The sequence below is a fragment of the Tritonibacter sp. SIMBA_163 genome (assembly GCF_046535935.1).
GTDB classification, from domain to species: domain Bacteria; phylum Pseudomonadota; class Alphaproteobacteria; order Rhodobacterales; family Rhodobacteraceae; genus Epibacterium; species Epibacterium scottomollicae.
On record NZ_JAWJBP010000004.1, the window covers coordinates 150,991 to 176,791 of the forward strand.

27 protein-coding genes are annotated in these 25,801 nt (G+C 61.2%); 26 read left to right on the forward strand and 1 reads right to left on the reverse strand.

From position 1 onward, the window contains the following. Positions 1-39: 39 nt before the first annotated feature. On the reverse strand, positions 40-642 hold the full coding sequence (locus R0J92_RS09570; RefSeq protein ID WP_411051508.1) for an OmpW/AlkL family protein: 603 nt from the start codon (positions 640-642) through the stop codon (positions 40-42). A gap of 149 nt (positions 643-791) precedes the next feature. Here R0J92_RS09570 and R0J92_RS09575 point away from each other — a divergent pair, with 149 nt between their 5' ends. From R0J92_RS09575 to R0J92_RS09700, 26 genes are all read left to right on the forward strand, one after another. Further along, positions 792-2,321: an AMP-binding protein gene (locus tag R0J92_RS09575; RefSeq protein WP_411051509.1), complete on the forward strand. Its 1,530-nt coding sequence runs from the start codon at positions 792-794 to the stop codon at positions 2,319-2,321. A 4-nt stretch (positions 2,322-2,325) separates the two neighbouring features. Then, complete coding sequence (locus R0J92_RS09580; RefSeq protein WP_411051510.1) at positions 2,326-3,930, forward strand: carboxyl transferase domain-containing protein; 1,605 nt, start codon at positions 2,326-2,328, stop codon at positions 3,928-3,930. 9 nt (positions 3,931-3,939) lie between these two features. Further along, entirely contained in the window at positions 3,940-5,901 is a 1,962-nt protein-coding gene (locus R0J92_RS09585) for an acetyl/propionyl/methylcrotonyl-CoA carboxylase subunit alpha (protein WP_411051511.1), read from the forward strand. 35 nt (positions 5,902-5,936) lie between these two features. Continuing rightward, entirely contained in the window at positions 5,937-6,803 is an 867-nt protein-coding gene (locus R0J92_RS09590; RefSeq protein WP_411051512.1) for a hydroxymethylglutaryl-CoA lyase, read from the forward strand. Positions 6,804-6,836: 33 nt separating this feature from the next. Further along, positions 6,837-7,622 (forward strand): crotonase/enoyl-CoA hydratase family protein, encoded by a 786-nt coding sequence (locus R0J92_RS09595; RefSeq protein ID WP_411051513.1) that lies wholly within the window; start codon positions 6,837-6,839, stop codon positions 7,620-7,622. A gap of 240 nt (positions 7,623-7,862) precedes the next feature. Then, positions 7,863-8,228, forward strand: a complete 366-nt coding sequence (locus R0J92_RS09600; RefSeq protein WP_411051514.1) for an NADH-quinone oxidoreductase subunit A — start codon at positions 7,863-7,865, stop codon at positions 8,226-8,228. Next, positions 8,219-8,752 carry a NuoB/complex I 20 kDa subunit family protein gene (locus tag R0J92_RS09605; RefSeq protein ID WP_106163376.1) on the forward strand — a complete coding sequence of 178 codons (534 nt, stop codon included), beginning with the start codon at positions 8,219-8,221 and terminating at the stop codon, positions 8,750-8,752. The genes R0J92_RS09600 and R0J92_RS09605 overlap by 10 nt, the downstream gene beginning before the upstream one ends. Positions 8,753-8,767: 15 nt before the next feature. Continuing rightward, positions 8,768-9,373: an NADH-quinone oxidoreductase subunit C gene (locus R0J92_RS09610; RefSeq protein ID WP_317385763.1), complete on the forward strand. Its 606-nt coding sequence runs from the start codon at positions 8,768-8,770 to the stop codon at positions 9,371-9,373. Next, the gene (locus tag R0J92_RS09615) at positions 9,373-10,587 is read left to right on the forward strand and encodes an NADH-quinone oxidoreductase subunit D (RefSeq protein WP_106163378.1); all 1,215 of its coding nucleotides are present in this window, start codon (positions 9,373-9,375) and stop codon (positions 10,585-10,587) included. The genes R0J92_RS09610 and R0J92_RS09615 overlap by 1 nt, the downstream gene beginning before the upstream one ends. Beyond that, a complete protein-coding gene (locus R0J92_RS09620; RefSeq protein ID WP_411051515.1) occupies positions 10,587-10,829 on the forward strand; it encodes a hypothetical protein in 243 nt (80 codons plus the stop codon). The genes R0J92_RS09615 and R0J92_RS09620 overlap by 1 nt, the downstream gene beginning before the upstream one ends. After that, entirely contained in the window at positions 10,829-12,049 is a 1,221-nt protein-coding gene (locus R0J92_RS09625) for an NADH-quinone oxidoreductase subunit E (protein ID WP_411051516.1), read from the forward strand. The genes R0J92_RS09620 and R0J92_RS09625 overlap by 1 nt, the downstream gene beginning before the upstream one ends. A gap of 53 nt (positions 12,050-12,102) precedes the next feature. Next, positions 12,103-12,333, forward strand: coding sequence for a DUF5337 domain-containing protein (locus R0J92_RS09630; RefSeq protein WP_106163380.1), 231 nt, complete (start codon positions 12,103-12,105; stop codon positions 12,331-12,333). Positions 12,334-12,339: 6 nt separating this feature from the next. Then, the gene (nuoF, locus tag R0J92_RS09635; RefSeq protein WP_411051517.1) at positions 12,340-13,638 is read left to right on the forward strand and encodes an NADH-quinone oxidoreductase subunit NuoF; all 1,299 of its coding nucleotides are present in this window, start codon (positions 12,340-12,342) and stop codon (positions 13,636-13,638) included. A gap of 15 nt (positions 13,639-13,653) precedes the next feature. Continuing rightward, positions 13,654-14,010, forward strand: a complete 357-nt coding sequence (locus R0J92_RS09640; protein WP_411051518.1) for a hypothetical protein — start codon at positions 13,654-13,656, stop codon at positions 14,008-14,010. Between the two features lie 98 nt (positions 14,011-14,108). Continuing rightward, complete coding sequence (locus R0J92_RS09645) at positions 14,109-14,558, forward strand: DUF5333 domain-containing protein (RefSeq protein WP_207796906.1); 450 nt, start codon at positions 14,109-14,111, stop codon at positions 14,556-14,558. Between the two features lie 3 nt (positions 14,559-14,561). Further along, positions 14,562-16,580 carry an NADH-quinone oxidoreductase subunit NuoG gene (gene nuoG / locus R0J92_RS09650; RefSeq protein ID WP_411051519.1) on the forward strand — a complete coding sequence of 673 codons (2,019 nt, stop codon included), beginning with the start codon at positions 14,562-14,564 and terminating at the stop codon, positions 16,578-16,580. Further along, a complete protein-coding gene (locus R0J92_RS09655) occupies positions 16,577-16,969 on the forward strand; it encodes a hypothetical protein (RefSeq protein ID WP_411051520.1) in 393 nt (130 codons plus the stop codon). Before nuoG ends, R0J92_RS09655 begins: the two co-directional genes overlap by 4 nt. 6 nt (positions 16,970-16,975) lie before the next feature. Then, the gene (nuoH, locus tag R0J92_RS09660; protein ID WP_106163385.1) at positions 16,976-18,013 is read left to right on the forward strand and encodes an NADH-quinone oxidoreductase subunit NuoH; all 1,038 of its coding nucleotides are present in this window, start codon (positions 16,976-16,978) and stop codon (positions 18,011-18,013) included. Between the two features lies 1 nt (position 18,014). Further along, positions 18,015-18,509, forward strand: a complete 495-nt coding sequence (gene nuoI / locus R0J92_RS09665) for an NADH-quinone oxidoreductase subunit NuoI (RefSeq protein WP_106163386.1) — start codon at positions 18,015-18,017, stop codon at positions 18,507-18,509. Next, a complete protein-coding gene (locus tag R0J92_RS09670; RefSeq protein WP_106163387.1) occupies positions 18,506-18,916 on the forward strand; it encodes a carboxymuconolactone decarboxylase family protein in 411 nt (136 codons plus the stop codon). Before nuoI ends, R0J92_RS09670 begins: the two co-directional genes overlap by 4 nt. After that, positions 18,913-19,515, forward strand: a complete 603-nt coding sequence (locus R0J92_RS09675; RefSeq protein WP_106163388.1) for an NADH-quinone oxidoreductase subunit J — start codon at positions 18,913-18,915, stop codon at positions 19,513-19,515. The genes R0J92_RS09670 and R0J92_RS09675 overlap by 4 nt, the downstream gene beginning before the upstream one ends. A 3-nt stretch (positions 19,516-19,518) precedes the next feature. Continuing rightward, entirely contained in the window at positions 19,519-19,824 is a 306-nt protein-coding gene (gene nuoK, locus R0J92_RS09680) for an NADH-quinone oxidoreductase subunit NuoK (protein ID WP_005624625.1), read from the forward strand. A 5-nt stretch (positions 19,825-19,829) separates the two neighbouring features. Then, entirely contained in the window at positions 19,830-21,938 is a 2,109-nt protein-coding gene (gene nuoL / locus R0J92_RS09685; protein ID WP_411051521.1) for an NADH-quinone oxidoreductase subunit L, read from the forward strand. Then, complete coding sequence (locus tag R0J92_RS09690; protein WP_411051522.1) at positions 21,938-23,503, forward strand: NADH-quinone oxidoreductase subunit M; 1,566 nt, start codon at positions 21,938-21,940, stop codon at positions 23,501-23,503. The genes nuoL and R0J92_RS09690 overlap by 1 nt, the downstream gene beginning before the upstream one ends. A gap of 12 nt (positions 23,504-23,515) precedes the next feature. Further along, positions 23,516-24,952 (forward strand): NADH-quinone oxidoreductase subunit NuoN, encoded by a 1,437-nt coding sequence (nuoN, locus tag R0J92_RS09695; protein WP_106163391.1) that lies wholly within the window; start codon positions 23,516-23,518, stop codon positions 24,950-24,952. A gap of 88 nt (positions 24,953-25,040) precedes the next feature. Next, a complete protein-coding gene (locus R0J92_RS09700; protein ID WP_411051523.1) occupies positions 25,041-25,790 on the forward strand; it encodes a biotin--[acetyl-CoA-carboxylase] ligase in 750 nt (249 codons plus the stop codon). Positions 25,791-25,801 lie beyond the last annotated feature (11 nt).

Consider the following 25,801-nt stretch of genomic DNA (forward strand, 5'->3'; position numbering starts at 1 on the left):
ACGCCGGGCAGGCAAGGCCCACCCGGCATGTGGAAGGGATCAGAAGCGGTGCACGTAGGAGACACCCACAGTGATCGGATCAATCTCTGCGGTGCCGATGGACGCGCCGTTGAGGCTCGCATCGGTGTCGATGTCCATGTAGCGCACGTTCAGGCGCAGCGATCCGTGCTCGGAGATTTTCCAGTCCGCGCCCACGGTTGCGGCGACACCAAAGCTGTTGTCCAGGTCGAGGGTTCCCAATGCGGTCTCTTCGGAGAAGAAAGTGGTGTAGTTCACACCAAGACCCACGAAGGGCGTGATCTTGCCATTAGTCGGAATGTGGTAGACCAGCGACAGGGTCGGCGGCAGGTGTTTGGTGGAGCCGATGTTGGTGCCCCCGAGCGCGATGTCATGCTCAAACGGCGATGCGGCCAGCAGCTCGATCCCGAGGTTGTCGCGGATGAAATACTCCGCGGTGAGCGACAGCTGGGTGTCATTATCCACCGTGGCCGCAGCACCGGCGAGCGTGCCATTGTCGGATTTCGGGTTCACGTTGATGATCCCGACGCCAACGGTCCAGTCGCCCTGCGATTGGGCCATGGCAGGGGCGGCGAAGCTCGACGCGGCAACGCCCAGTGCGAGGGCGGAAACCAGAGTTTTCATGGGGGTAATCCCTTCTTCAATCAGTATGCCGCGACAATGCCATCGCTGGTGCAGGACGTCTCTGATCCAGATCAAATTGCGCCCGGCTTTCCCCTTGGAAAAACAGAGAAAAATCGCATAACCGCTATGCGCTACGTGCAGGGTGAAACATGAGTATCAAACGCATCATTCCGGGGCTGACAGCGGCGGGCGAATGGGACATTCCGGAGCGGCTCAATATGGCGGCTCAGGTGATGGATCATGCCGCCGGTAAGCTAGCGATCATCGACCTCACCTCCGGGACCCGCCGTGATGTGAGCCATGGCGATCTGGCCGCGATGGTTGACGGTCTGGCGCGCGCATTGGTGCAACGTGTCGCCCCCGGTGATCGGGTTGGTGTGCTGCTATCTCAGTCTCCGTGGTGTGCGGCGGCGCATCTGGCGATCTGGAAGATCGGCGCCATCTCGGTGCCGCTGTTCAAACTGTTCCAGCATGACGCATTGGCAAACCGCATTGAGGATGCTGGTGCAAATTACGTGCTGACCGACTCTGAGGGCGCGGCGCAGCTTGGCGATCTGGCCACACCTTTGATCGCCGCCGAGGTCGGCATTGATGGCGATCCCGTGCCTTTCGCCGACACCACGTCCGAAGACCCGGCGGTCATCATCTACACCTCCGGCACCACCGGCAAGCCCAAGGGGGCATTGCACGGGCACCGGATGCTGACAGGGCATCTGCCGGGCGTGTCGATCAGTCACGACCATCTGGGCCAGCCCGGCGATTGTCTCTGGACGCCTGCGGATTGGGCGTGGATCGGCGGGCTGTTTGACGTCGCCATGCCGGGCCTTGCGCTGGGCGTGCCGGTGGTGGCCGCGCGGTTGGATAAGTTCACGCCAGACACCTGCGCCGAGGTGATCCGCTTGGGCGAGGTCCGCAACGTCTTCTTTCCGCCCACCGCCCTGCGCATGCTGAAAGCGGCGGGGCAGGGGCTTCGGGCCTTGCGTTCCGTGGCCTCTGGTGGAGAGCCCCTGGGCGCGGAGATGCTCGCTTGGGGCCAGCGTCACCTGGGCGTGACCATCAATGAATTCTACGGCCAGACCGAATGCAATATGACGGTGTCCTCCTGTGGCGCAGATTTCCCCGTGCGCCCCGGCTGCATCGGGAAACCGGTGCCGGGGCATGTGGTCGAGGTGATCGACGCAGACGGCCAGCCCACCCGTGAGGAAGGCGATGTGGCGGTGCGCCGTGGTTCTGGGTCCATGATGCTGGAATACTGGAACCGCCCCGACGCCACCGCCGAGAAGTTTCATGGCGACTGGCTGGTGACCGGGGATCGCGGCATTTGGGAGGCGGGCTATCTGCGCTTTGTGGGGCGTGAGGATGATGTGATCACCTCTGCCGGTTACCGCATCGGCCCCTCCGAGATCGAGGATTGCCTGATGACCCACCCGGCCGTTGCCACCGTCGGTGTGGTCGGCAAGCCCGACGCCCTGCGCACCGAGATCGTCAAGGCCTATGTGGTGCTGAAGCCGGACCACGCCCCGAGCGAAAAAGAGCTGCAAGATTACGTCAAAGAGCGCCTTGCCAGCTATTCCTATCCCCGCGAGATCGCCTTTCTTGAGGCCCTGCCGATGACGGTGACGGGCAAGGTGATCCGCAAAGAACTCAAACGCCGCGCTGCGGCGGAAGTGGAGGACTGATCCAATGAAGCTCCAATCCAAGGCAATGCCTTCCTCCGAGGGCTTCAAGCAAAATACCAGGACGCATCTTGATGCTCTTGACGAGATCGACAAGGCGGCTGATGCCGCGCGCTTTGGCGGCGGCGAGAAATCCCGTGCCCGGCATGAGTCGCGGGGCAAGATGCTGCCGCGCCGCCGGGTGGCGAACCTGCTTGATCCAGGCTCGCCCTTCCTTGAGGTCGGCGCGACGGCCGCCCATGGCATGTATGATGGCGCAGCCCCGGCGGCAGGGGTCATAGCGGGGATCGGACGCGTCCATGGCCAGGAGGTCATGGTGGTCTGCAATGACGCCACCGTGAAGGGCGGCACCTATTTCCCGATGACGGTGAAAAAACACCTGCGCGCCCAAGAGATTGCCGAGGAAAACAACCTGCCTTGCGTCTATCTTGTGGACAGTGGCGGCGCCAACCTGCCGCAGCAGGATGAGGTCTTTCCCGACCGCGATCACTTTGGCCGCATCTTCTACAATCAGGCGCGGATGTCGGCCAAGGGCATCCCGCAGATCGCTGTGGTCATGGGGTCCTGTACCGCAGGTGGCGCTTACGTTCCGGCGATGTCCGATGTCACTATCATCGTCAAGGAACAGGGCACCATCTTCCTTGCGGGCCCGCCGCTGGTGAAGGCCGCCACGGGCGAGGTCGTCTCTGCCGAGGATCTGGGTGGCGGTGATGTGCATACGCGGCTTTCGGGCGTGGCGGATTACCTGGCTGAGGATGACGCCCATGCGCTGGCTTTGGCACGGCGTGCGGTCAGCCATCTGAACCGAACCAAACCCCAAGGCGTGAACTGGCAGAGCCCGGAAGAGCCCGCCTATGACCCCGAGGAAATCCTTGGCGTGGTGCCCGGCGATCTGCGCACGCCCTATGACATCCGCGAGGTGATCGCGCGGCTGGTTGATGGCTCCCGCTTTGATGAATTCAAACCGCGCTTTGGCGAAACGCTGGTCACCGGCTTTGCCCACCTCAAGGGCTGCCCCATCGGCATCATCGCCAACAATGGCGTGCTGTTCTCGGAAGCCGCACAAAAGGGCGCGCATTTCGTCGAACTCTGCAGCCAGCGCAAGATCCCGCTGGTCTTCCTGCAAAACATCACTGGTTTCATGGTGGGCCGCAGGTATGAGAACGAAGGCATCGCCCGCCACGGGGCCAAGATGGTAACGGCGGTGGCCAGTACCAACGTGCCCAAGATCACCATGCTGGTGGGCGGCTCCTTTGGCGCGGGCAACTACGGCATGGCAGGACGGGCCTATTCGCCCCGGTTCCTTTGGACATGGCCCAATTCGCGCATCTCCGTGATGGGCGGCGAGCAGGCGGCGGGCGTGTTGGCGACTGTGAAACGCGATGCCATCGAACGTCAGGGCGGCAGCTGGAGCGCCGAGGAAGAGGCGCAATTCAAGCAGCCCACCATCGACATGTTCGCGGAACAGAGCCACCCGCTCTATGCCTCTGCCCGGCTCTGGGACGATGGTATAATCGATCCGCGCAAATCTCGCGATGTGCTGTCGCTTTCGCTCAGCGCCGCCCTGAATGCCCCAATTGAAGACACGCGCTTTGGCGTGTTCCGGATGTGAGGACGAGCAATGTTTGATAAGATTCTGATCGCAAACCGGGGCGAAATTGCCTGCCGTGTTATGGAAACTGCCCGCGCCTTGGGGGTGAAAACTGTTGCAGTCTATTCGGACGCGGACCGCGAAGCGAAGCATGTGGCCATGGCCGACGAGGCCTCCCACATTGGCTATGGACCGGCCCCCGCCGACAGCTATCTGCTGGGCGATGAGATCATCGCCACTGCCGTATCTGACGGCGCGCAGGCGATCCATCCCGGCTATGGGTTCTTGTCGGAAAATCCCGACTTCGTCGACGCGGTCGAGGCGGCGGGCCTTGTGTTCATCGGCCCTTCGGCGGATGCGATCCGCAAGATGGGTCTGAAAGATGCCGCCAAGGCGCTGATGGAGGAGGCAGGTGTGCCCGTCGTGCCGGGCTATCACGGCAAGAACCAGGACCCCGAGCATCTTGCGGGCGCGGCAGAGACCATCGGTTATCCGGTGCTGATCAAGGCGGTCGCAGGCGGTGGCGGCAAGGGCATGCGGTTGGTCGAGACCCCCGCTGATTTTGCCGAGGCGCTGAAAAGCGCGCAGAGCGAGGCAACCACCGCGTTCGGCAACCCGGATGTCTTGATTGAGAAATACATCCAGCAACCGCGCCATATCGAAGTGCAGGTCTTTGGCGACGGCACCAAGGCAGTGCATCTGTTTGAGCGCGACTGTTCGCTTCAGCGTCGCCACCAGAAGGTGATCGAGGAAGCCCCAGCCCCCGGCATGACCGAAGACATGCGCGAAGCCATGGGGCAGGCGGCGGTGCGCGCGGCAGAGGCGATCGGCTACAAGGGTGCGGGCACGGTGGAATTCATCGTCGATGGCTCAGACGGGCTGCGCACCGATAGGTTCTGGTTCATGGAGATGAACACCCGCTTGCAGGTGGAGCACCCTGTGACCGAGGCCATCACCGGCGTTGATCTGGTGGAATGGCAGCTGCGCGTCGCAGCAGGGGAGGCTTTGCCAAAGCAACAGCACGAGCTGAGCATCACCGGCCACGCCTTTGAGGCACGCCTTTATGCCGAGGACGTGCCAAAGGGATTTCTGCCCGCGACCGGCGCGCTCACGCATCTGAAATTTCCCGACAACTGCCGCGCCGACAGCGGCGTGCGTGCGGGCGACACCATCAGCCCCTGGTATGATCCGATGATTGCCAAGGTGATCGTATACGGGCCGACCCGCGCTGTGGCACTCTCGCGCCTGTCGCAGGCGCTGGAGCAAACGCAGGTGGCGGGCACGGTGACCAACCTGGCCTTTCTGGGCGCGCTGGCCGCGCATGAAGGCTTCGCCGCTGGCGAGGTGGACACGGGCCTGATCGCGCGGGATCTGGATCAATTGGTCAGGGCGCCAGAAGTCAAGTTCGAACACAAGGCCGCCGCAGGGATGCAGGCGCTTGGTCTGATTGATCCCAATTGGGACGCGGGGTTTGCTCTCTGGTACGATTACTCCGACCTGCGCCGCTCGGTTTCCCTCAGCTATCAGGGCGAGGTCTTTGAGGCGCTGGTCATAGTGGACGGGCCGGACGATCAAATTTGGGAGTTCCCGGGCCACCCCGAGGTTCAGATCTGCGCTTGCAAAATCGCGGGCCACTGGGTCCTCAGTAGCGACCGCCTGCCGTCCATGGCGCAGTCGGGAAATACCATCACTGTGTTCGATGGCTACGGTCATCAGTTCGAGGTCATTGATCCCCTGGACCGCGCCTCGGCTGCCGGAGGCGACATGAACGTGATCGAAGCCCCCATGCCGGGCCTTGTGAAGGCAGTTCTTGTCGAAACAGGTCAGACAGTGAAAGAAGGCGACCGTCTCGCCGTCCTCGAAGCGATGAAGATGGAGCACTCTCTGCTCGCCGCCCGCGACGGTGTTGTTGCGGAAGTTCTTGCGAAATCAGGCGATCAGGTGGAGGCTGGAGCAGCGCTGGTCCGACTGGAGGAGGCAGACGAAGCCTGAGCCGGACCAGGCCCCAAACCGGAGGACTAAATGCCATGAAAGACCGCGTCGAAATCTTCGAGGTGGGCCCGCGCGACGGGCTGCAGAACGAAACCCGCGACATCTCTGTCGCGGACAAGGTGGCGCTGGTCGACTGCCTCAGCCGTGCCGGGTTTTCCCGCATCGAGGTGGCGAGCTTTGTCTCTCCGAAATGGGTGCCGCAGATGGCCGGCAGCGCCGAGGTGCTGGCCGGAATTACCAAGGCAAAGGGCATGCGCTATGCTGCGCTGACCCCGAACATGCGCGGCTACGAGGATGCGCTGGCCGCCCGGGTTGATGAGATCGCGATCTTTGCGTCTGCCTCGGAAGGCTTCTCCAAGGCCAATATCAATGCCTCCATCGCCGAGAGCATCGACCGGTTTGCACCCATTCTGGAGGCCGCGCGCCATATCGACCTGCCGGTGCGGGGCTATGTCTCCTGCGTGACCGACTGCCCCTATGATGGCGCCACCGCGCCGGAAAAGGTGGCCGAGGTGGCCGACAGGCTGTTTTCCATGGGCTGCTATGAGATCTCGCTGGGCGACACCATTGGCAAGGCCACCCCGGACAGCATCGCGCGGATGCTGATCGCGGTGAAGGACGTGGTGCCGGTGACCCGACTGGCCGGGCATTACCATGATACCGGGGGGCGGGCAGTGGACAATATCGACGCCTCGCTCGCGCTGGGCGTGCGCGTGTTCGACGCCGCCGTCGGTGGTCTGGGCGGCTGCCCCTATGCGCCCGGTGCGGCCGGGAATGTCGCCACCGAACTGGTGCACGACCACCTGACCCGGCTGGGCTATGACACCGGGCTCGACAGTGATGTGCTGCAGGAGGCCGCCGCCATGGCGCACGCCCTGCGACCCGTTGCCGCCGACGCCTGACATTCACTCCGCAACACACAAGGACCCATAGGCATGTATGACACGCTGGAGCTAAGCTGCGACGACCGCGGTGTGGCGACTTTGACCCTGAACCGCCCAGACAAACACAATGCCATGTCCGGCCAGATGCTGCAGGAATTGCAGGCGGCGGCGCGCGCACTTGCGGCGGACAGGGATGTGCGTGTCGTAGTTCTGACCGGCGCGGGCAAGAGCTTTTGCGCCGGCGGCGACCTTGGGTGGATGCAGGCGCAGATGGATGCAGATGCCGAGACCCGCGCCCGCGAGGCCCGGGTGCTGGCGGAAATGCTCAACCTTCTGAACACCTTGCCGCAGCCGCTGATCGGGCGGCTGCAGGGCAATGCCTTTGGCGGCGGGGTGGGCATGGCCTCGGTCTGTGACGTTGCCATCGGAGCGGACCATTTGAAGATGGGGCTGACGGAAACCAAACTTGGCCTGATCCCCGCCACCATCGGCCCCTATGTGATTGCCCGTATGGGCGAGGCCCGCGCGCGGCGTGTGTTCATGTCGGCACGGTTGTTTGATGCTGCGGAAGCAGTCGAGCTTGGCCTTCTGGCAAAGTCGGTGCCTGCCGACTCACTCGATGCCGCGGTTGAGGCGGAGGTGGTTCCATACCTCAATTGTGCCCCCGGTGCGGTCGCCGAAGCCAAGGCACTGGCCCGCGCCTTGGGTCCAAAGATCGATGAAAGCGTTATTGATTTTACCATTTCCGCCCTCGTGACCCGCTGGGAAAGTCCGGAAGCTCAGGAGGGGATCGGAGCGTTCTTTGAAAAACGCCGCCCCGCCTGGCATGAGAAATAAGGGGTTTCAGCCTCTGGGGCGCAGAAAATTTACGCCTGTTTTCTGCGCCCCGAATAGAAAACTAAAACCATAAGCTTTTGCGAGGTTGTTGCCCGTCTGCGAGACTGGTCAATAAAGCTTTTCACATTAACTTCCCCTTGGTTGACGGTGTTCGGGGACGGGAGTAGTAACGGCCCAAGTCAACACGCCAATTGACGGTTCACGTGCAGAAACTGCCGTGTGCGCGGAAAGGAGCCACTCGTGGAAGAGATGTTGCGGGAATACCTCCCCATACTGGTGTTTTTGGCCGTGGCCATTGGTCTTGGTCTCGTGCTTGTTCTTGCCGCCGTTGTTGTTGCGGTGCGCAATCCTGATCCGGAAAAAGTCAGCGCCTACGAATGCGGCTTCAACGCATTTGATGACGCGCGGATGAAATTCGACGTGCGCTTCTACCTCGTGTCGATCTTGTTCATCATCTTCGATCTGGAGATTGCATTCCTGTTTCCCTGGGCCGTTGGGTTCAAGGACGTCAGTGACGCCGGGTTCTGGTCGATGATCGTGTTCCTGGGCGTTTTGACCATCGGCTTTGCCTATGAGTGGAAGAAGGGGGCCCTGGAATGGGAGTGATGACTGGAGCGAACACCGCTGGTGTCGACAAGGAAATGGTCACCCAGGCCCTCAATACGGAACTGCAGGACAAGGGCTTCCTGCTGACCTCCGCAGAAGATATCATCAATTGGGCCCGCACCGGCAGCCTGCACTGGATGACCTTTGGTCTGGCCTGCTGCGCGGTCGAAATGATGCATACCTCGATGCCGCGCTATGACGCCGAACGCTTTGGCATCGCGCCGCGCGCCTCGCCGCGCCAGTCGGATGTGATGATCGTTGCAGGCACACTCACCAACAAGATGGCCCCTGCGCTGCGCAAGGTTTACGACCAGATGCCGGAGCCACGCTACGTGATCTCCATGGGCTCCTGCGCCAATGGCGGCGGCTATTACCACTACAGCTATTCCGTCGTGCGCGGCTGTGACCGCATCGTGCCGGTCGATATCTATGTGCCCGGGTGCCCGCCGACCGCCGAGGCGCTGCTTTATGGTCTGATGCAGCTGCAGCGCAAGATCCGCCGCACCGGCACGCTGGTACGCTAAGGGCAGGAGAGACAGATGATCGAAGCACTGCAAGAACTTGGGCACCAGATCGAAGCCAAGCGCCCGGACTGTGTCCTGTCGTGGGACATTTCCCATGGCGAGCTGAACATCGATGTGAAGCCCAGCAATATCACCGGTCTTGTCGAGTTCCTGCGTGTCGACAGCGCCTGCAAGTTCTCCACTTTGGTAGATATCACCGCCGTGGACTACCCCGAGCGGACCAAACGGTTCGACGTGGTCTACCACCTGCTGTCGATGTACCAGAACCAACGCATCCGCCTGCGGGTCGCGATGCTTGAAGAGGACATGTTGCCCTCGATCGTCAATGTGCACCCGTCGGCCAATTGGTTCGAGCGCGAAGTCTTTGACATGTTCGGCATCCTGTTCACCGGTCACCCGGACCTGCGCCGCCTGCTGACGGACTACGGTTTTCGCGGCCATCCGCTGCGCAAGGATTTCCCGACAACCGGCTACACCGAGGTCCGCTATGACGAGGCCCAGAAACGGGTGGTCTACGAGCCTGTGAACCTGGTGCAGGAATACCGCCAGTTTGACTTCATGAGCCCATGGGAGGGTGCCGACTACATCCTGCCCGGCGATGAGAAGGAGGGGGCGAAGTGATGGACGGCTCCAAAGGTTTCGACGACGCCCAGACCGGCGAACAGAAAATCCGCAATTTCAACATCAACTTCGGCCCGCAACACCCGGCCGCGCACGGCGTGTTGCGTCTGGTGCTGGAGTTGGACGGCGAGATCGTGGAACGCTGCGATCCCCACATCGGCCTGTTGCACCGCGGCACCGAAAAGCTGATGGAGAGCCGCACCTATCTGCAGAACCTGCCGTATTTCGACCGCCTCGACTATGTGGCGCCGATGAACCAGGAACACGCATGGTGTCTGGCGATCGAAAAGCTCTGCGGCGTCGAGGTGCCGCGTCGTGCGTCGCTGATCCGGGTGCTCTATTCCGAGATCGGCCGTATCCTGAACCACCTGCTGAACGTGACCACGCAGGCCATGGACGTGGGTGCGCTGACGCCGCCGCTCTGGGGCTTCGAGGAACGCGAAAAGCTGATGATCTTCTACGAGCGGGCCTGTGGCGCGCGTCTGCACGCGGCCTATTTCCGCCCCGGCGGTGTGCATCAGGACCTGCCGGACGATCTGCTGGATGATATCGACCTTTGGGCGATGGAATTCCCCAAGGTGATGGACGACATCGACGGGCTGCTGACCGAGAACCGGATTTTCAAGCAGCGCAACTGCGACATTGGCGTGGTGACTGAAGAAGAAATCCAGCAATATGGCTTCTCCGGCGTGATGGTGCGCGGCTCCGGCCTCGCCTGGGACCTCCGCCGGGCGCAGCCCTATGAATGCTACGACGAGTTCGACTTCCAGATCCCGGTCGGCAAGAACGGCGATTGCTACGACCGCTACCTGGTCCGCATGGAAGAGATGCGCCAGTCGCTGTCGATCATCCGTCAGGCCATCCAGAAACTGCGCGAAGCCACCGGCGACGTGATGGCGCGCGGCAAGCTGAGCCCGCCCAAGCGGACCGACATGAAGACCTCGATGGAGAGCCTGATCCACCACTTCAAGCTCTATACCGAAGGCTTCCACGTGCCCGCGGGCGAGGTCTATGCCGCCGTCGAGGCGCCCAAGGGCGAATTTGGCGTGTATCTGGTGGCGGACGGCACCAACAAACCCTACCGTGCCAAGCTGCGCGCACCCGGGTTCCTGCATCTGCAGGCGATGGACCACGTCGCCAAGGGCCACCAGCTGGCGGATGTTGCCGCCATCATCGGCACCATGGATGTCGTCTTCGGGGAGATTGACCGCTAATGGTTGAGCAAGTTGACAACACCTACCTTGGCAATCTCCTCGAAGACGGATGGGTGGTTGTCGGGTACGATGTAAGCCAAGACGAAGCAGTGCGCCGGCACCACGTTCTAGTCCAAAAAGGGGCGCGTTTGCGGTCCTATTCTTTTGATCGAGATATGACGGATAAAATCAACCCAGACGCAGGCGTGCGCTGCTACAACCTAACTGAGAGCGTGATCGCTTTCGCCGCTGGAGAAGAGTGATGCTCCGTCGTCTGCATTCCGAACAACCCGATAGTTTTGCCTTCACCCCGGCCAACCAGGCCTGGGCAGAGGCGCAAATGACCAAATACCCCGAGGGCCGTCAGGCCTCGGCGGTAATCCCGCTGCTGTGGCGTGCTCAGGAACAGGATGGCTGGATCTCCAAACCGGCCATCGAATATGTCGCCGACATGCTCGGCATGGCTTATATCCGCGTGCTGGAGGTGGCTTCCTTTTACTTCATGTTCCAGCTGCAACCGACGGGATCCGTTGCGCATATCCAGGTCTGCGGCACCACGTCCTGCATGATCTGCGGCGCCGAGGATCTGATCGCAGTCTGCAAGGACAAGATCTCGCCCAAGGCGCATACCATCTCCGAGGATGGCAAGTTCTCCTGGGAAGAGGTGGAGTGCCTTGGGTCCTGCACCAATGCGCCGATGGCGCAGATCGGCAAGGATTACTACGAGGATTTGACCGCCGCGAGTTTCACCAAGCTGCTGGATGACCTTGCCGCAGGCAAGGACGTGGTGCCCGGCCCGCAGAACGGTCGCTACGCTGCAGAGCCGAAATCCGGTCTGACCTCGCTGACCGAATATGAGGCTGGCAAGCCGCAGTATAACGCCTCCGCCGAACTGGCGACCGAGCTTGGCGACGGTGTAAAGCGCATTCAGGGCGACGAGGTGCCGTTGCTGACCCCTTGGGTGGGCAAGGATGGCGTGGTCGCTGGTCGCGCTGCGGCAGAGCCCACTCCGGCAGCGCCCGAGCGTCCAAAGCCGGCGGCAAAGCAGGCCGAGGCAGCCAAGAAAGAGGCTGCTCCGAAGAAGAAGGCTCCGGTCAAGAAATCCGATGCCGCGATCCCGGCACAGCCCGAGGCCGCCGCCGCAAAGGTGACAGAGCCCAAGGCGGAAACGGCAGATGCGGTCGAGGAAAAAGCGCCCGAGACGCTGACAACTGCCCGCGAGGGCGGGGCGGACGACCTCAAACTCCTCAAAGGCGTGGGGCCGAAGCTTGAACAGACGCTGAATGAGCTGGGCTTTTTCCACTTCGACCAGATCGCCAAATGGACTGAGGCCGAGGTGGCCTGGGTCGATGCGCGGCTTAAATTCAAGGGCCGCATCGAGCGTGATGGCTGGATCGAACAAGCCAAGCAACTGGCAGCCGGTGAAGAGACCGAGTTTGCCAAATCGGCCAAGACCGACGGCCGTTACAAAGACAAATCATAATCGCAGATCGCGGCCATGGGGCCGTGCGCTGTGGTCAAGGATGACTGGACCGGATGACGCAGGACGAACAGGACAAGGCCATTGCAGCCAAGGGGCGGCACATCTCGCTGGTGATCGCCGGCACGATGGTGGCCTGGCTGATCCTGTCGCTTCTCATTGGTCCCGCGATTGGCCTGCCGGGCCGGTTTGCGCTGCTGTTCGATTTCGCCGCTCTGGCCGCGATGATCTATGCGGGCGTCAACATCATTCAACTCTGGCGCATGCGTCAGAACAGTCAAAGGTAGGCACACATGCTGAAGGATCAGGACCGGATCTTTACCAACCTTTACGGGATGCACGAACGCACGTTGGCGGGCGCACAAAAGCGTGGCCACTGGGACGGTACGGCGGGCCTCATTGAAAAAGGGCGCGACTGGATCATCCAGACCATGAAGGATTCCGGCCTGCGCGGGCGCGGCGGTGCGGGCTTCCCCACCGGCCTCAAATGGTCCTTCATGCCGAAGGAAAGCGACGGGCGTCCGGCCTATCTGGTGATCAACGCCGATGAATCCGAACCCGGCACCTGCAAAGACCGCGAAATCATGCGTCACGATCCGCATACGCTGATCGAGGGCGCGCTGATCGCATCCTTCGCGATGAACGCGCACACCTGCTACATCTACCTGCGCGGTGAATACATCCGCGAGCGCGAGGCGCTGCAGGCGGCGATTGACGAATGCTATGACAATGGGCTTCTGGGCAAAGACGCCGCAGGATCTGGCTGGGACTTCGACGTCTTCCTGCACCACGGGGCAGGGGCCTATATCTGCGGCGAGGAAACCGCCCTGATCGAGAGCCTTGAGGGCAAGAAGGGCATGCCGCGCATGAAGCCGCCGTTCCCGGCGGGCGCAGGCCTTTATGGCTGCCCGACCACTGTGAACAACGTCGAATCCATCGCCGTGGTGCCGACCATCCTGCGCCGTGGTGCGGAGTGGTTTGCAGGCTTTGGCCGTCAGAACAACGCGGGCACCAAGCTCTTTGCGATCTCCGGTCACGTCAACAACCCCTGCGTCGTCGAAGAGGCGATGAGCATCTCCTTCGAGGAGCTGATCGAAAAACATTGCGGCGGCATCCGGGGCGGTTGGGACAACCTTCTGGCTGTGATCCCCGGCGGTTCCTCGGTGCCTTGCGTGCGCGGCGAGAAAATGAAAGACGCCATCATGGATTTCGACTACCTGCGTGGCGAGCTGGGCTCCGGCCTTGGCACCGCGGCGGTGATCGTGATGGACAAGCAGACCGACATCGTGAAGGCGATCTGGCGGCTGTCGAAATTCTACAAACACGAGAGCTGCGGCCAGTGTACCCCTTGCCGTGAGGGCACCGGCTGGATGATGCGCGTCATGGACCGTCTGGTGCGTGGCGAGGCGGAACTCGAAGAAATCGACATGCTCTGGGATGTCACAAAACAAGTTGAAGGCCACACCATCTGTGCTTTGGGTGATGCAGCTGCCTGGCCCATTCAGGGCCTCATTCGCAACTTCCGCGAAGAAATCGAAGATCGCATCAAGGCGCAGAAGACCGGCCGCCGCGGTGCGTTGGCAGCGGAATAACCTGAAGAGATGACTATGACCTCACGTTTCACTCTGACGTTGATACTGGCCGCGTCGGTCGGGCTTGCGGCCTGTGGCGGCAAAACCGGCGAGGATAAGCGCATGCGTTATGACGGCATCGCGTTCCGCACCAGCGCCAAGGCGATCAACAAAAGAGAGACCCTCGCCAATTTCCGCATTGAGGTGCGTGACGCGCTGCAATCCCAGCGTGGCGCGCTTGCTGCGGCTGATCACGAGGCGAAACGCTACTGCATCGAGAATTACGGCACTTCGCGGTTCGATTGGACCAACATCGCGCTGGACGCTGAGGGCAACTACAAGATCCAGCTCGACAAAAGCGATGCGATCTACACGGGAAGCTGCGAGTCTTGATGCGCAGATCGGCATATCATGGCCGGTTCGGCGGGGCGTTATTGAATAACAGCGCGTCTCACTCCTGTGGTTCTGACAGAACCACAACGGAGTTTGACATGTCTGAAACAATTGCGATTTTGCCTGCGCGCAGGACTGTGATAGCCACCTCTCTTGCGGCGTTGGCGGCCCTGCTGTTGGCCTTTGGTGCCAGCGCGGGCGAGGCGAAACCCTCCTTGCGCGATGTGCAGGAAATCGAGGATCCGCTTTTTGCCGTGGCCGTGGCCAGCGAAGTGTCCGATCAATGTGATCGCCTTGCGCCACGCACGCTCAAGGGGCTCAACCAGCTTTATCAGATCCGCAGCCGCGCCAATGCGCTTGGCTACAGCGATGATGAGATCAAGTCCTACATCAAGTCGGACCAGGAAAAATCCCGAATGCGCGCCAAGGGCGAGCGCCTGCTGCGGCAGGAAGGGGTCAAACTGGACCAGCCAGAAACATTCTGCAGCTACGGGCTGGCGGAAATTGAGAAAAACAGCGCGATCGGCGTGTTACTGAGGGCGAAATAGACCATGTCTGACCTCCGCAAGATCAACATTGACGGAACCGAGATCGAAGTCGAAGGGGCGATGACCCTGATTCAGGCCTGTGAGCAGGCCGGGATCGAGATCCCGCGCTTCTGCTACCACGAGCGCCTGTCGATTGCGGGCAACTGTCGTATGTGCCTTGTGGAGGTCGTCGGCGGCCCGCCCAAGCCCGCCGCCTCTTGTGCGATGCAGGTGCGCGATCTGCGCCCGGGTCCCGAAGGCCAGGCGCCGCAGGTGAAGACCAATTCACCCATGGTGAAAAAGGCGCGTGAAGGGGTGATGGAGTTCCTGCTGATCAACCACCCGCTCGATTGTCCGATCTGCGATCAGGGCGGCGAATGCGATCTGCAGGATCAGGCGATGGCCTATGGCGTCGACTTCTCCCGCTTCCGCGAGCCGAAGCGCGCGGTGGATGATCTCGACCTCGGCCCGCTGGTCGGCACCGCGATGACCCGCTGCATCTCCTGCACCCGCTGCGTGCGCTTCACCTCCGAGGTGGCCGGCATCAATCAGATGGGCCAGACCGGGCGCGGTGAGGATGCGGAGATCACCTCCTATCTGAACGAGACGCTGGATTCGAACCTGCAGGGCAACATCATTGACCTCTGCCCGGTGGGGGCGCTGACCTCGAAACCTTATGCGTTTACCGCGCGTCCGTGGGAGCTGACCAAGACCGAGACCATCGACGTGATGGACGCGCTGGGATCAAACATCCGCGTGGACACCAAAGGCCGCGAAGTGATGCGTATCCTGCCGCGTAACCACGATGGCGTGAATGAGGAATGGATCTCCGACAAGACCCGTTTTGTCTGGGACGGCCTGCGTCGCCAACGTCTGGACCGCCCTTACGTGCGTGTCGACGGCAAGCTGAAGCCCGCCACCTGGCCCGAAGCGCTGTCGGCTGTCGCCACCGCGATGAAGGGCAAGAAGGTCGCAGGTCTGATCGGTGATCTGGTGCCGGTTGAGGCGGCCTATGCGCTGAAAAACCTGATCGAGAGCCTTGATGGCAAGGTGGAATGCCGCACCGATAATGCGCGTCTGCCCATCGGCAACCGCGCCGCATATGTCGGCACCGCCACCATCGAAGACATTGATAACGCCAAGTTTATCCAGCTGATCGGCACCGATCCCCGCAATGAGGCACCGGTGCTGAATGCCCGCATCCGCAAGGCATGGCTGAAGGGCGCGCAAGTGGGGCTTGTCGGCCCTGCGGTGGATCTGACCTATGATTATGCCCATGTGGGCACTGATCGTGCCGCGCTCGAGGGGCTCTTGAACAAAGACTACGGTGCCGTGCTGGATGCGCCTTCTGTGGTGATCGTGGGGCAGGGTGCCCTGCGTGAGGCTGATGGTCTGGCGGTTCTGGCCGCCGCGCAGAAACTCGCGGCAGATACCGGCTCCAAGCTGATGATCCTGCACAGCGCAGCAGCACGCGTGGGTGCTATGGACATCGGGGCTGTCACCGAAGGCGGCGTAGCTGCCGCGATTGACGGTGCAGAGGTGATCTACAACCTTGGGGCAGATGAGGTCGAAATCGATGCAGGCGCGTTTGTGATCTATCAGGGCAGCCATGGCGACCGTGGCGCGCACCGCGCCGACGTGATCCTGCCGGGTGCAGCCTATACCGAGGAAAACGGTCTCTTTGTGAACACCGAAGGCCGTCCGCAGCTGTCTATGCGTGCCGGTTTTGCACCGGGGGAGGCCAAGGAAAACTGGGCCATCCTGCGGGCTCTGTCGGCGGAGCTGGATGCAAAACTGCCGTATGACAGCCTCGCGCAACTGCGCAAGGCGCTGATCAAGGACGTCCCGCATCTGGCCAAGGTTGATCGCGTTGTCGACAACGAAGGCGAGGCGCTGCCGGTTGAAAAACTTGGCAAGGCGGATTTCCTGCCCGCGATTCAGGACTTCTACCTGACCAACCCGATTGCGCGCGCGTCGCAGCTGATGGCGGAGCTTTCCGCCCAGGCCAAGGCGCGTCGCGAGACGCAGATTGCGGCAGAGTGATCCGCGCGGCGATCATATCGCTTACGGGGCTTGCCCTCATGGCCTGCACGGATGTGTCGGGCGATGAGGTGAGCCGCGCCGCGCCTGATTATCTCGGCGTGGACACCAGCCTCCTCGATGGGGATCTGGTGCAGTTCCATGTGACCATGGATCAACTCGGCGCGCTTGAGGATCTGAACGACTATGCCGATTGCGCGGCCGCACAATATGCGCTGATCCGCGGATATGGCTTTGCGCGTCATGTGCGCACAAAAACGAAACAAGAGTCTGGTATTTGGAAGGCGGATGCTGTCTACACCATCTCGCCAGCCTTACCGCGCGGTTTGCGCACCCTCGACGCTCAGGTCGTGGTGCAGGACTGCAAGGCAAACGGAATACCTACGGTGTGAGGACCCATGGCTGAATTCTTTAACACCCCTGTCGGCATTGCCGTCATCATACTGGCGCAGACCCTTGCGGTCGTCGCCTTCGTTATGATTTCGCTCCTGTTCCTCGTTTACGGGGATCGCAAGATCTGGGCTGCGGTCCAGATGCGGCGCGGCCCCAATGTGGTGGGGGTCTTTGGCCTGCTGCAGACCGTGGCGGATGCGTTGAAATACGTGGTCAAGGAGGTGGTCATCCCGGCCGGCTCCGACCGGGCCGTCTTTATCATGGCGCCAATCACCTCCTTTGTTCTGGCGATGATCGCCTGGGCGGTGATCCCCTTCAGTGACACTTGGGTGCTGTCTGACATCAATGTCGCCATCCTCTATGTCTTCGCGGTCTCCTCGCTCGAGGTTTACGGCGTCATCATGGGCGGCTGGGCATCGAACTCCAAATACCCGTTCCTTGGCAGTTTGCGGTCGGCGGCACAGATGATTTCCTACGAGGTCTCCATCGGCCTCATCATCATTGGCGTGATCCTGTCGACCGGCAGTATGAACTTTGGCGATATCGTCCGCGCGCAGGACGGCTCGGCCGGGTTGTTCAACTGGTACTGGCTGCCGCATTTCCCGATGGTGTTCCTGTTCTTCATCTCCTGCCTTGCGGAAACCAACCGCCCACCGTTCGACCTGCCCGAAGCAGAATCCGAACTGGTTGCGGGCTATCAGGTGGAATACTCCTCGACGCCGTTCCTCTTGTTCATGGCTGGGGAATATATCGCCATCTTCCTGATGTGCGCGCTCACCTCGCTGCTGTTCTTCGGTGGCTGGCTCTCGCCCATTCCGTTCATCCCCGACAGCCCGTTGTGGATGGTCGCGAAGATGGCGTTCTTCTTCTTCCTCTTCGCAATGGTCAAAGCCATCACCCCGCGTTACCGCTACGACCAGCTGATGCGCCTGGGCTGGAAAGTCTTCCTGCCGTTCTCGCTGGTCTGGGTGGTCTTCGTGGCCTTTGCTGCACGTTTCGATTGGTTCTGGGGGGCATTCGCCCGCTGGAGCACAGGAGGCTGATATGACCCAGATGGATTACACCCGCGCCGCCAAATACTTCTTGCTGCAGGACGTCTGGCAGGGGTTCAAGCTGGGGTTGAAGTATTTCTTCGCCCCCAAGGCGACCCTGAACTACCCGCATGAGAAAGGCCCGCTCAGCCCGCGCTTTCGCGGTGAGCACGCGCTGCGTCGCTACCCGAATGGCGAGGAACGCTGCATTGCCTGCAAGCTCTGCGAGGCGATCTGCCCGGCGCAGGCCATCACCATTGATGCCGAACCGCGCGAGGACGGCAGCCGCCGCACCACGCGCTACGACATCGACATGACCAAATGCATCTACTGCGGTTTCTGTCAGGAAGCCTGCCCGGTGGACGCCATCGTTGAGGGGCCGAACTTCGAGTTCGCAACCGAGACCCGTGAGGAGCTGTTCTACAACAAGGACAAGCTTCTTGCCAATGGCGAGCGCTGGGAAGCAGAGATCGCCCGCAACCTTGAACTGGACGCGCCGTACAGATGACCGAGACGCCGAAAAACCCTTTCGAGGCCATGATGGCCCAGGCGCAGGAGATGGCGAAGGCCCTCAATCCCGCACTTGAGAGTTTCTCTCCCAAAGGGTTTGAGGCGCTCTGGCCGACCATGCCCAAAGAGGTCATGGACATGATGTTCGGCAACACCGTCAACAAGGACGGGCTTGATGCCAAGACCCGGCTGCTGCTGACGCTGGCGGGGTTGACCATGCAGGGCGCGCAGGCGGATACCGCCGTGCGTCAGACCGTGCGCCACGCTCTTGCTGCGGGCGCGAAGAAACAAGAGATCGTTGAAACGATCGGACAGATGTCGGTGTTTGCCGGCATTCCGGCCATGACCCGCGCAATGGATTTGGCGCAGGAGGTCATGGACGACAAAGGGGACGATGAGACATGAGCGTGTTTGCCTTTTACCTCTTCGCCATCAGCGCCATCACCGGCGGGCTGTTCACCGTGGTGAGCCGCCAGCCCGTGCATTCGGTGCTGTGGCTGATCCTGGCGTTTATTTCCTCGGCCGGGCTGTTCGTGCTGCTGGGGGCGGAATTTGTCGCCATGCTGCTGGTCATCGTCTACGTGGGCGCGGTCGCCGTATTGTTCCTGTTTGTTGTCATGATGCTCGACGTGGATTTCGCCGAGCTGAAGGCCGAGATGGCCCGCTACATGCCGCTGGCGCTGCTGATCGGGCTGGTGATCCTGATGCAATTCGTGATCGCCTTCGGCTCCTGGGAGAGCGCGCAGGACGTGGCCGCGAACATCAGCCAGCCGATGCCGGACGGGCGCCACAACACCGAGGCGCTTGGCCTCATCATCTACGACCAATATTTCCTTCTGTTCCAGCTGTCGGGTCTGATCCTGCTGGTCGCCATGATCGGCGCCATCGTTCTGACCCTGCGCCATCGCAAGGATGTGAAACGTCAGGACGTTCTCGCCCAGATGTATCGCGATCCGGCCAAGGCCATGGAACTCAAGGACATCAAACCGGGGCAGGGGCTTTGATCAATGATCGGACTTGAACATTATCTCACCGTGGCGGCGACGCTGTTCGTCATCGGTATCTTCGGGCTCTTCCTGAACCGCAAGAACGTGATCATCCTCTTGATGAGCATCGAACTCATGCTGCTGGCCGTAAACATCAACCTTGTCGCCTTCTCGTCGTTCCTTGGCGATCTGGTGGGGCAGGTGTTCACGCTGTTCGTGCTGACCGTCGCCGCCGCCGAGGCCGCGATCGGTCTTGCGATCCTCGTCTGCTTCTTCCGCAACCGCGGCACCATCGCTGTCGAAGACATCAACGTGATGAAGGGCTAATCCAGATGGAAACCATTCTCCTCTTTGCCCCGCTGGTGGGGGCGGTGATCTGCGGCTTCGGCCACAAGATCATCGGCGAAAAAGCTGCCATGTGGACCGCCACCGGCCTGTTGTTCCTGACGGCGCTGTTGTCGTGGGTCGTCTTCCTGTCGTTTGACGGTGAAACCCGCATCATCGAGATCTTCCGCTGGATCGAGAGCGGCAGCCTGTCGACCTCTTGGGCGATCCGTCTGGATCGGCTGACCGCGATCATGCTGATCGTGATCTCCACCGTGTCGGCGCTCGTGCACCTCTATTCCTTCGGCTACATGGATCACGATCCGCAGTTCAAAGAAGGCGAGAGCTACAAGCCGCGCTTCTTCGCCTATCTGTCGTTCTTCACCTTCGCCATGCTGATGCTGGTGACCTCCAACAACCTTGTGCAGATGTTCTTCGGCTGGGAAGGCGTGGGCGTTGCGTCCTACCTTCTGATCGGTTTCTACTACCGCAAGCCCTCTGCCGGTGCGGCAGCGATGAAGGCCTTCATCGTCAACCGTGTGGGGGACTTCGGCTTTTCGCTGGGGATCTTCGCGCTGTTCTTCCTGACCGACAGCATCAACCTCGGCACCATCTTCGCGGCGACGCCGGATCTGGCGGAAACCACCGTGTCGTTCCTGTGGAGCGACTGGAACGCGGCCAACCTGATTGCCTTCCTGCTGTTTGTCGGCGCCATGGGCAAATCGGCGCAATTGATCCTGCACACCTGGCTGCCGGACGCGATGGAAGGCCCGACCCCGGTGTCGGCACTCATTCACGCCGCGACCATGGTGACCGCAGGTGTCTTCCTCGTGTGCCGCATGTCGCCGCTGATGGAAGTTGCCCCCGAAGCGACCGCCTTTATCACCGTGCTGGGTGCCACCACGGCGTTCTTTGCCGCGACCGTGGGTCTGGTTCAGACCGACATCAAGCGCGTGATCGCCTATTCGACCTGTTCGCAGCTCGGCTACATGTTCGTGGCTGCGGGCGTGGGCATGTATTCGGCGGCGATGTTCCACCTGTTCACCCACGCCTTCTTCAAGGCGATGCTGTTTCTTGGAGCGGGCTCGGTCATTCATGCGATGCACCACGAGCAGGACATGATGAACTACGGCGGTTTGCGTAAAAAGATCCCTTATACATTTGCCGCGATGATGATCGGCACGCTGGCCATCACCGGCGTTGGCATTCCGCTGACCCACATCGGGTTTGCCGGCTTCCTGTCCAAGGATGCCATCATCGAGAGCGCCTATGCGGGCGGCTCCATGTATGGCTTCTGGCTGCTGGTGATCGCCGCTGCGATGACCTCCTTCTACAGCTGGCGCCTGATCTTCCTGACCTTCTACGGCAAGCCGCGCGGCGACAAGCACACCCATGACCACGCGCATGAAAGCCCGATGGTCATGCTGATCCCGCTGGGCGTGCTGGCTCTGGGCGCAGTGTTCTCGGGCATGCTGTGGTACAACTCCTTCTTCGGTCACGCCGACAAGGTTGGCAAATTCTACGGCATTCCGGTGGCAGAAGCCTCTGCCGAGGGGCATGCCGCCGAAGGTGAGGCTGCCACGCATGGCGCTGATGCAACCGAAGGTCACGGCGAAGAGGCCGCAGCCGTTGGCGAGCATCATTATGTGTTTGCAGGCGAGCCGGGCGAAGGCGCGCTTTATATGGCGCCGGACAACCATGTGCTCGATGACGCCCATGCTGCACCCAAATGGGTGAAGGTCTCGCCCTTCATCGCCATGCTGGGTGGTCTGCTGCTGGCGATCCTGTTCTATATCGTGAACCCGGAACTGCCCAAGCGCCTCGCGCAGCAGCAGCGTCCGCTCTACCTGTTCCTCAAGAACAAGTGGTACTTTGACGAACTCTACAATGTGGTCTTCGTCAAACCTGCACTGGCGATCGGCAAGTTCTTCTGGAAGAAGGGCGACGGCAAGACCATTGATGGCTTCCTCAACGGGATCGCTATTGGGATCGTGCCCTTCTTCACCCGTCTCGCTGGCCGGGCGCAGTCCGGTTACATCTTTACTTATGCCTTCTATATGGTGCTGGGCATTGCCGCCCTTGTCACCTGGATGTCGATCGGCGGAGGATCGCACTGATGGATAATATTCTCTCCATCGTAACCTTCATTCCCGCGCTGGCGGCTGCCGTCATGGGGCTGCTGATGCGTGGGGACGACGAAGCCGCGCGGCGGAACGCGAAATATGTCGCGCTGATCGCCACCTCGATGACCTTCTTCGTGAGCTTGTTCATCTACTTCGGCTTTGATGCCTCCGACACCGGCTTCCAGTTCGTGGAAGAGCGGGAGTGGATCTTTGGCTTGCAGTACAAGATGGGCGTCGATGGCATTTCGGTGCTTTTCGTTCTGCTGACGACCTTTGTGATGCCGCTGACCATTCTGGCGAGCTGGAATGTCTCCACCCGGGTCAAGGAATACATGATCGCCTTCCTGGTGCTGGAAACGCTGATGCTCGGCGTGTTCATGGCGCTGGACCTGGTGCTGTTCTACATGTTCTTTGAGGCCGGGCTCATCCCGATGTTCCTGATCATCGGCATCTGGGGGGGCAAGGACCGCATCTACGCGTCGTTCAAGTTCTTCCTCTATACTTTCTTCGGCTCGGTGCTGATGCTGGTGGCAATGGTGGCGATGTATTTCGACGCAGGCACCACTGATATCGTGAAACTGCTGGCGCATGAGTTCTCCTACAGCAGCTTTGATGTGATGGGCGTTCAGGTTCTGGGCGGCATGCAGACATTGCTGTTCTTGGCCTTCTTTGCCTCCTTTGCGGTGAAGATGCCGATGTGGCCGGTACACACCTGGTTGCCGGATGCGCACGTGCAGGCGCCGACTGCGGGCTCCGTGGTGCTGGCGGCGATCCTGTTGAAGATGGGCGGCTACGGCTTCCTGCGCTTCTCGCTGCCGATGTTCCCGGTGGGCTCCGAGGTGATGACCGATGTCGTCCTGTGGATGTCCGCAATCGCTATCGTCTACACCTCGCTGGTTGCGATGGTGCAGGAGGATATGAAGAAGCTGATCGCCTATTCCTCGGTGGCGCATATGGGCTTTGTGACCATGGGCATCTTTACTGCCAACCAGCAGGGGGTCGATGGTGCGATCTTCCAGATGCTCAGCCACGGGTTCATCTCGGCTGCGCTCTTCCTCTGTGTAGGTGTGATCTACGACCGCATGCACACCCGCGACATCGACGCCTATGGCGGTCTGGTGATCCGCATGCCGGCCTTTGCGCTGGTGTTCATGTTCTTCACCATGGGCAACGTTGGCCTGCCGGGCACATCCGGTTTCATCGGCGAGTTCCTGACCCTTGTGGGCGCCTTCCAGGAGAACACCTGGGTGGCCTTTGTCGCCACCACCGGCGTGATCTTCTCGGCCTGCTATGCGCTCTGGCTTTATCGCCGGGTGGTCTTTGGCGATCTGATCAAGGAGAGCCTGAAAGCCATTAAGGATATGTCCGCCCGTGAGAAATGGATCTTTGCGCCGCTCATCGCCATGACCCTGCTGCTCGGCGTCTATCCTGCCGTTGTTACCGACGTGATCGGTCCTTCGACCGAAGCGCTCGTTCAATCCGTCAATACGGCCGTCGCCGACGCGGGGGTCCTGTCGGACACCGCCGAAGTCGATGTCGCCGCCACAAATTCCCACTAAGGAGCTGATGAGATGCAAGCTGATCTCTCCGTGATCCTGCCCGAGATCATCCTCGCCGTCTTCTCGATGGCGGCGTTGCTCGTGGCTGTCTACACCGTCAAGGACAAGCTGGCGCCGATGCTCGTGTGGGTAACCGCCGCGCTGATGGTGGTGCTGGGGATCTGGATCGGAACCTCCGGCTCTGGCGCGACCGAGGCCTTTGGCGGCATGTTCGTCGATGATGCCTTCTCGCGCTTTGCCAAGGTAGCGATCCTGTTCTCTGCCGCCGCCGTGATGGTGATGGGGCAGGATTATATGTCAAAACGCGGCATGCTGCGGTTTGAATATCCGATCCTGATCGCGCTCTCGGCCATCGGCATGATGGTCATGGTCTCCGCAGGTGACCTGATGGCGCTTTATATGGGGCTGGAACTGCAATCTCTGGCGCTGTATGTGGTTGCCGCCCTGCGCCGGGACAGCGTGAAGTCCACCGAGGCCGGTCTAAAGTATTTCGTGCTTGGCGCGCTGTCCTCCGGTCTGCTGCTTTACGGCGCGTCGCTGGTCTATGGGTTTGCTGGCACCACGTTGTTCTCCGGCATTATCGAGGTCGCCCAGCATGGCGAGGTCACGGTTGGCCTGTTGTTCGGCATTGTCTTCCTGATCTCCGGCATGGCGTTCAAGGTCTCTGCGGTGCCCTTCCACATGTGGACGCCGGACGTTTATGAAGGCGCGCCGACGCCGGTGACAGCCTTCTTTGCTTCGGCTCCGAAGGTTGCAGCGATGGCGCTGTTTGCCCGTGTGCTGCACGATGCCTTTGGATATGCGGTCGAAGACTGGAGCCAAATCATCGCGCTGTTGTCGGTGCTGTCGATGTTCCTCGGCGCGGTTGCGGCGATCGGCCAGACAGACCTGAAACGCCTGATGGCCTATTCCTCGATTGCGCATATGGGATATGCGCTGATCGGCTTGGCAGCGGGCACCGCGCTCGGCATTCAGGCGCTGCTGATCTACATGTCGATCTATGTGGCGATGAACATTGGCACGTTTGCCTTCATCATGATGCTGCATCGCGATGGAAAAGCGGTCACTGATATCAGCGCGTTGAACCAATACGCCAAGCGTGAACCCGGCCGTGCGCTGGGGATGCTGGTGCTGCTGTTCTCGTTGGCCGGTGTGCCGCCGATGCTGGGCTTCTTTGGCAAATTCTTCGTGCTGCGCGCCGCGGTTGAGGCCAACATGACCTGGCTTGCAATCGCGGGTGTGATCGCGTCGGTGATCGGGGCCTACTACTATTTGCGCATCGTGTTCCTGATGTATTTCGGCGCTGACGCCGATGATGTGGAGACCTCGCGCTCTCCGGTGTTGCTGGCCTTTTTCACCGCCGGTGCGGCACTGATGCTGATCGGTGTGATCACCACCTTCGGTGTCGAGGGCGCGGCGGCTGCGGCGGCCGCGATGCTGGTCCGCTGAAGACGACAGGCAATAATTCGTCAAAAGGCCCGGTCCGGTGCGACCGGGCCTTTTGCCTTTTGCTGATGCCAGTGCTAAAGGGGCGCGCATGACAGATTGGCCAATCGGATACGGGCGCCGCGTGCTGGCGGATGTTGACAGCACCCTGGATGAGGCCGCCCGCCTTGCGCCGGAGCTTACCGGCCCGGAATGGATCCTCGCGCTGCGCCAGACCAAGGGGCGCGGACGGCGGGGGCGTGCCTGGACCGACCCCGAGGGAAATTTCGCCGGCACATTGGTCTATCGTCCCGCGGGCAGCCCGGATCAGATCGCCCTGCGCAGCTTTGTTGCCGCGCTGGCGCTTTATGATGCGGTGGAGACGGTCACTGGCCGCACCGCTGGTCTGGCGCTCAAATGGCCCAATGACGTGCTGCTGAATGGTGGCAAGCTGGCCGGCATCCTGTTGGAAAGCTCCGGCGCCGGGGCAGGGGTGGACTATCTCTCTGTGGGGATTGGCGTGAACCTGGCGCAGACCCCGATGAAGGAATGGCTGGAACCGGGCGCGGTCTGGCCGGTGTCGCTGCAATCCGAAACCGGCGTTCGGGTTGACCCGGAGACCTTCCTGTCGGCTTTGGCCCTTGCCTTTGCCTGCCATGAGGAGCAGTTCACTACCTACGGCTTTGCTCCGATCCGCGAGCTGTGGCTGTCACGCGCTGCCAAGCTGGGCGAGGTCATCACCGCACGCACTGCGCGCGAGGAGACATCGGGCACGTTCGAGACCATAGACGACGCGGGCAACCTCGTTCTCACCACCGCCAAGGGGAAGGTCACCATCCCCGCTGCGGATATCTTTTTCTGACGGAGGCGGGG

Bases quoted from the DNA above. Each gene is read 5' to 3' on its own strand.
- nuoH (WP_106163385.1), top strand. From the start codon at position 16,976: ATGGCTGAATTCTTTAACACCCCTGTCGGCATTGCCGTCATCATACTG.
- R0J92_RS09575 (WP_411051509.1), top strand. From the start codon at position 792: ATGAGTATCAAACGCATCATTCCGGGGCTGACAGCGGCGGGCGAATGG.
- R0J92_RS09585 (WP_411051511.1), top strand. From the start codon at position 3,940: ATGTTTGATAAGATTCTGATCGCAAACCGGGGCGAAATTGCCTGCCGT.
- R0J92_RS09675 (WP_106163388.1), top strand. From the start codon at position 18,913: ATGAGCGTGTTTGCCTTTTACCTCTTCGCCATCAGCGCCATCACCGGC.
- R0J92_RS09595 (WP_411051513.1), top strand. From the start codon at position 6,837: ATGTATGACACGCTGGAGCTAAGCTGCGACGACCGCGGTGTGGCGACT.
- R0J92_RS09605 (WP_106163376.1), top strand. From the start codon at position 8,219: ATGGGAGTGATGACTGGAGCGAACACCGCTGGTGTCGACAAGGAAATG.
- nuoK (WP_005624625.1), top strand. From the start codon at position 19,519: ATGATCGGACTTGAACATTATCTCACCGTGGCGGCGACGCTGTTCGTC.
- R0J92_RS09580 (WP_411051510.1), top strand. From the start codon at position 2,326: ATGAAGCTCCAATCCAAGGCAATGCCTTCCTCCGAGGGCTTCAAGCAA.
- R0J92_RS09630 (WP_106163380.1), top strand. From the start codon at position 12,103: ATGACGCAGGACGAACAGGACAAGGCCATTGCAGCCAAGGGGCGGCAC.
- R0J92_RS09700 (WP_411051523.1), top strand. From the start codon at position 25,041: ATGACAGATTGGCCAATCGGATACGGGCGCCGCGTGCTGGCGGATGTT.
- nuoG (WP_411051519.1), top strand. From the start codon at position 14,562: ATGTCTGACCTCCGCAAGATCAACATTGACGGAACCGAGATCGAAGTC.
- R0J92_RS09615 (WP_106163378.1), top strand. From the start codon at position 9,373: ATGGACGGCTCCAAAGGTTTCGACGACGCCCAGACCGGCGAACAGAAA.
- nuoN (WP_106163391.1), top strand. From the start codon at position 23,516: ATGCAAGCTGATCTCTCCGTGATCCTGCCCGAGATCATCCTCGCCGTC.
- R0J92_RS09610 (WP_317385763.1), top strand. From the start codon at position 8,768: ATGATCGAAGCACTGCAAGAACTTGGGCACCAGATCGAAGCCAAGCGC.
- R0J92_RS09570 (WP_411051508.1), bottom strand. From the start codon at position 642: ATGAAAACTCTGGTTTCCGCCCTCGCACTGGGCGTTGCCGCGTCGAGC.
- nuoI (WP_106163386.1), top strand. From the start codon at position 18,015: ATGACCCAGATGGATTACACCCGCGCCGCCAAATACTTCTTGCTGCAG.
- R0J92_RS09640 (WP_411051518.1), top strand. From the start codon at position 13,654: ATGACCTCACGTTTCACTCTGACGTTGATACTGGCCGCGTCGGTCGGG.
- R0J92_RS09590 (WP_411051512.1), top strand. From the start codon at position 5,937: ATGAAAGACCGCGTCGAAATCTTCGAGGTGGGCCCGCGCGACGGGCTG.
- R0J92_RS09620 (WP_411051515.1), top strand. From the start codon at position 10,587: ATGGTTGAGCAAGTTGACAACACCTACCTTGGCAATCTCCTCGAAGAC.
- nuoF (WP_411051517.1), top strand. From the start codon at position 12,340: ATGCTGAAGGATCAGGACCGGATCTTTACCAACCTTTACGGGATGCAC.
- R0J92_RS09670 (WP_106163387.1), top strand. From the start codon at position 18,506: ATGACCGAGACGCCGAAAAACCCTTTCGAGGCCATGATGGCCCAGGCG.
- R0J92_RS09625 (WP_411051516.1), top strand. From the start codon at position 10,829: ATGCTCCGTCGTCTGCATTCCGAACAACCCGATAGTTTTGCCTTCACC.
- R0J92_RS09690 (WP_411051522.1), top strand. From the start codon at position 21,938: ATGGATAATATTCTCTCCATCGTAACCTTCATTCCCGCGCTGGCGGCT.
- R0J92_RS09645 (WP_207796906.1), top strand. From the start codon at position 14,109: ATGTCTGAAACAATTGCGATTTTGCCTGCGCGCAGGACTGTGATAGCC.
- nuoL (WP_411051521.1), top strand. From the start codon at position 19,830: ATGGAAACCATTCTCCTCTTTGCCCCGCTGGTGGGGGCGGTGATCTGC.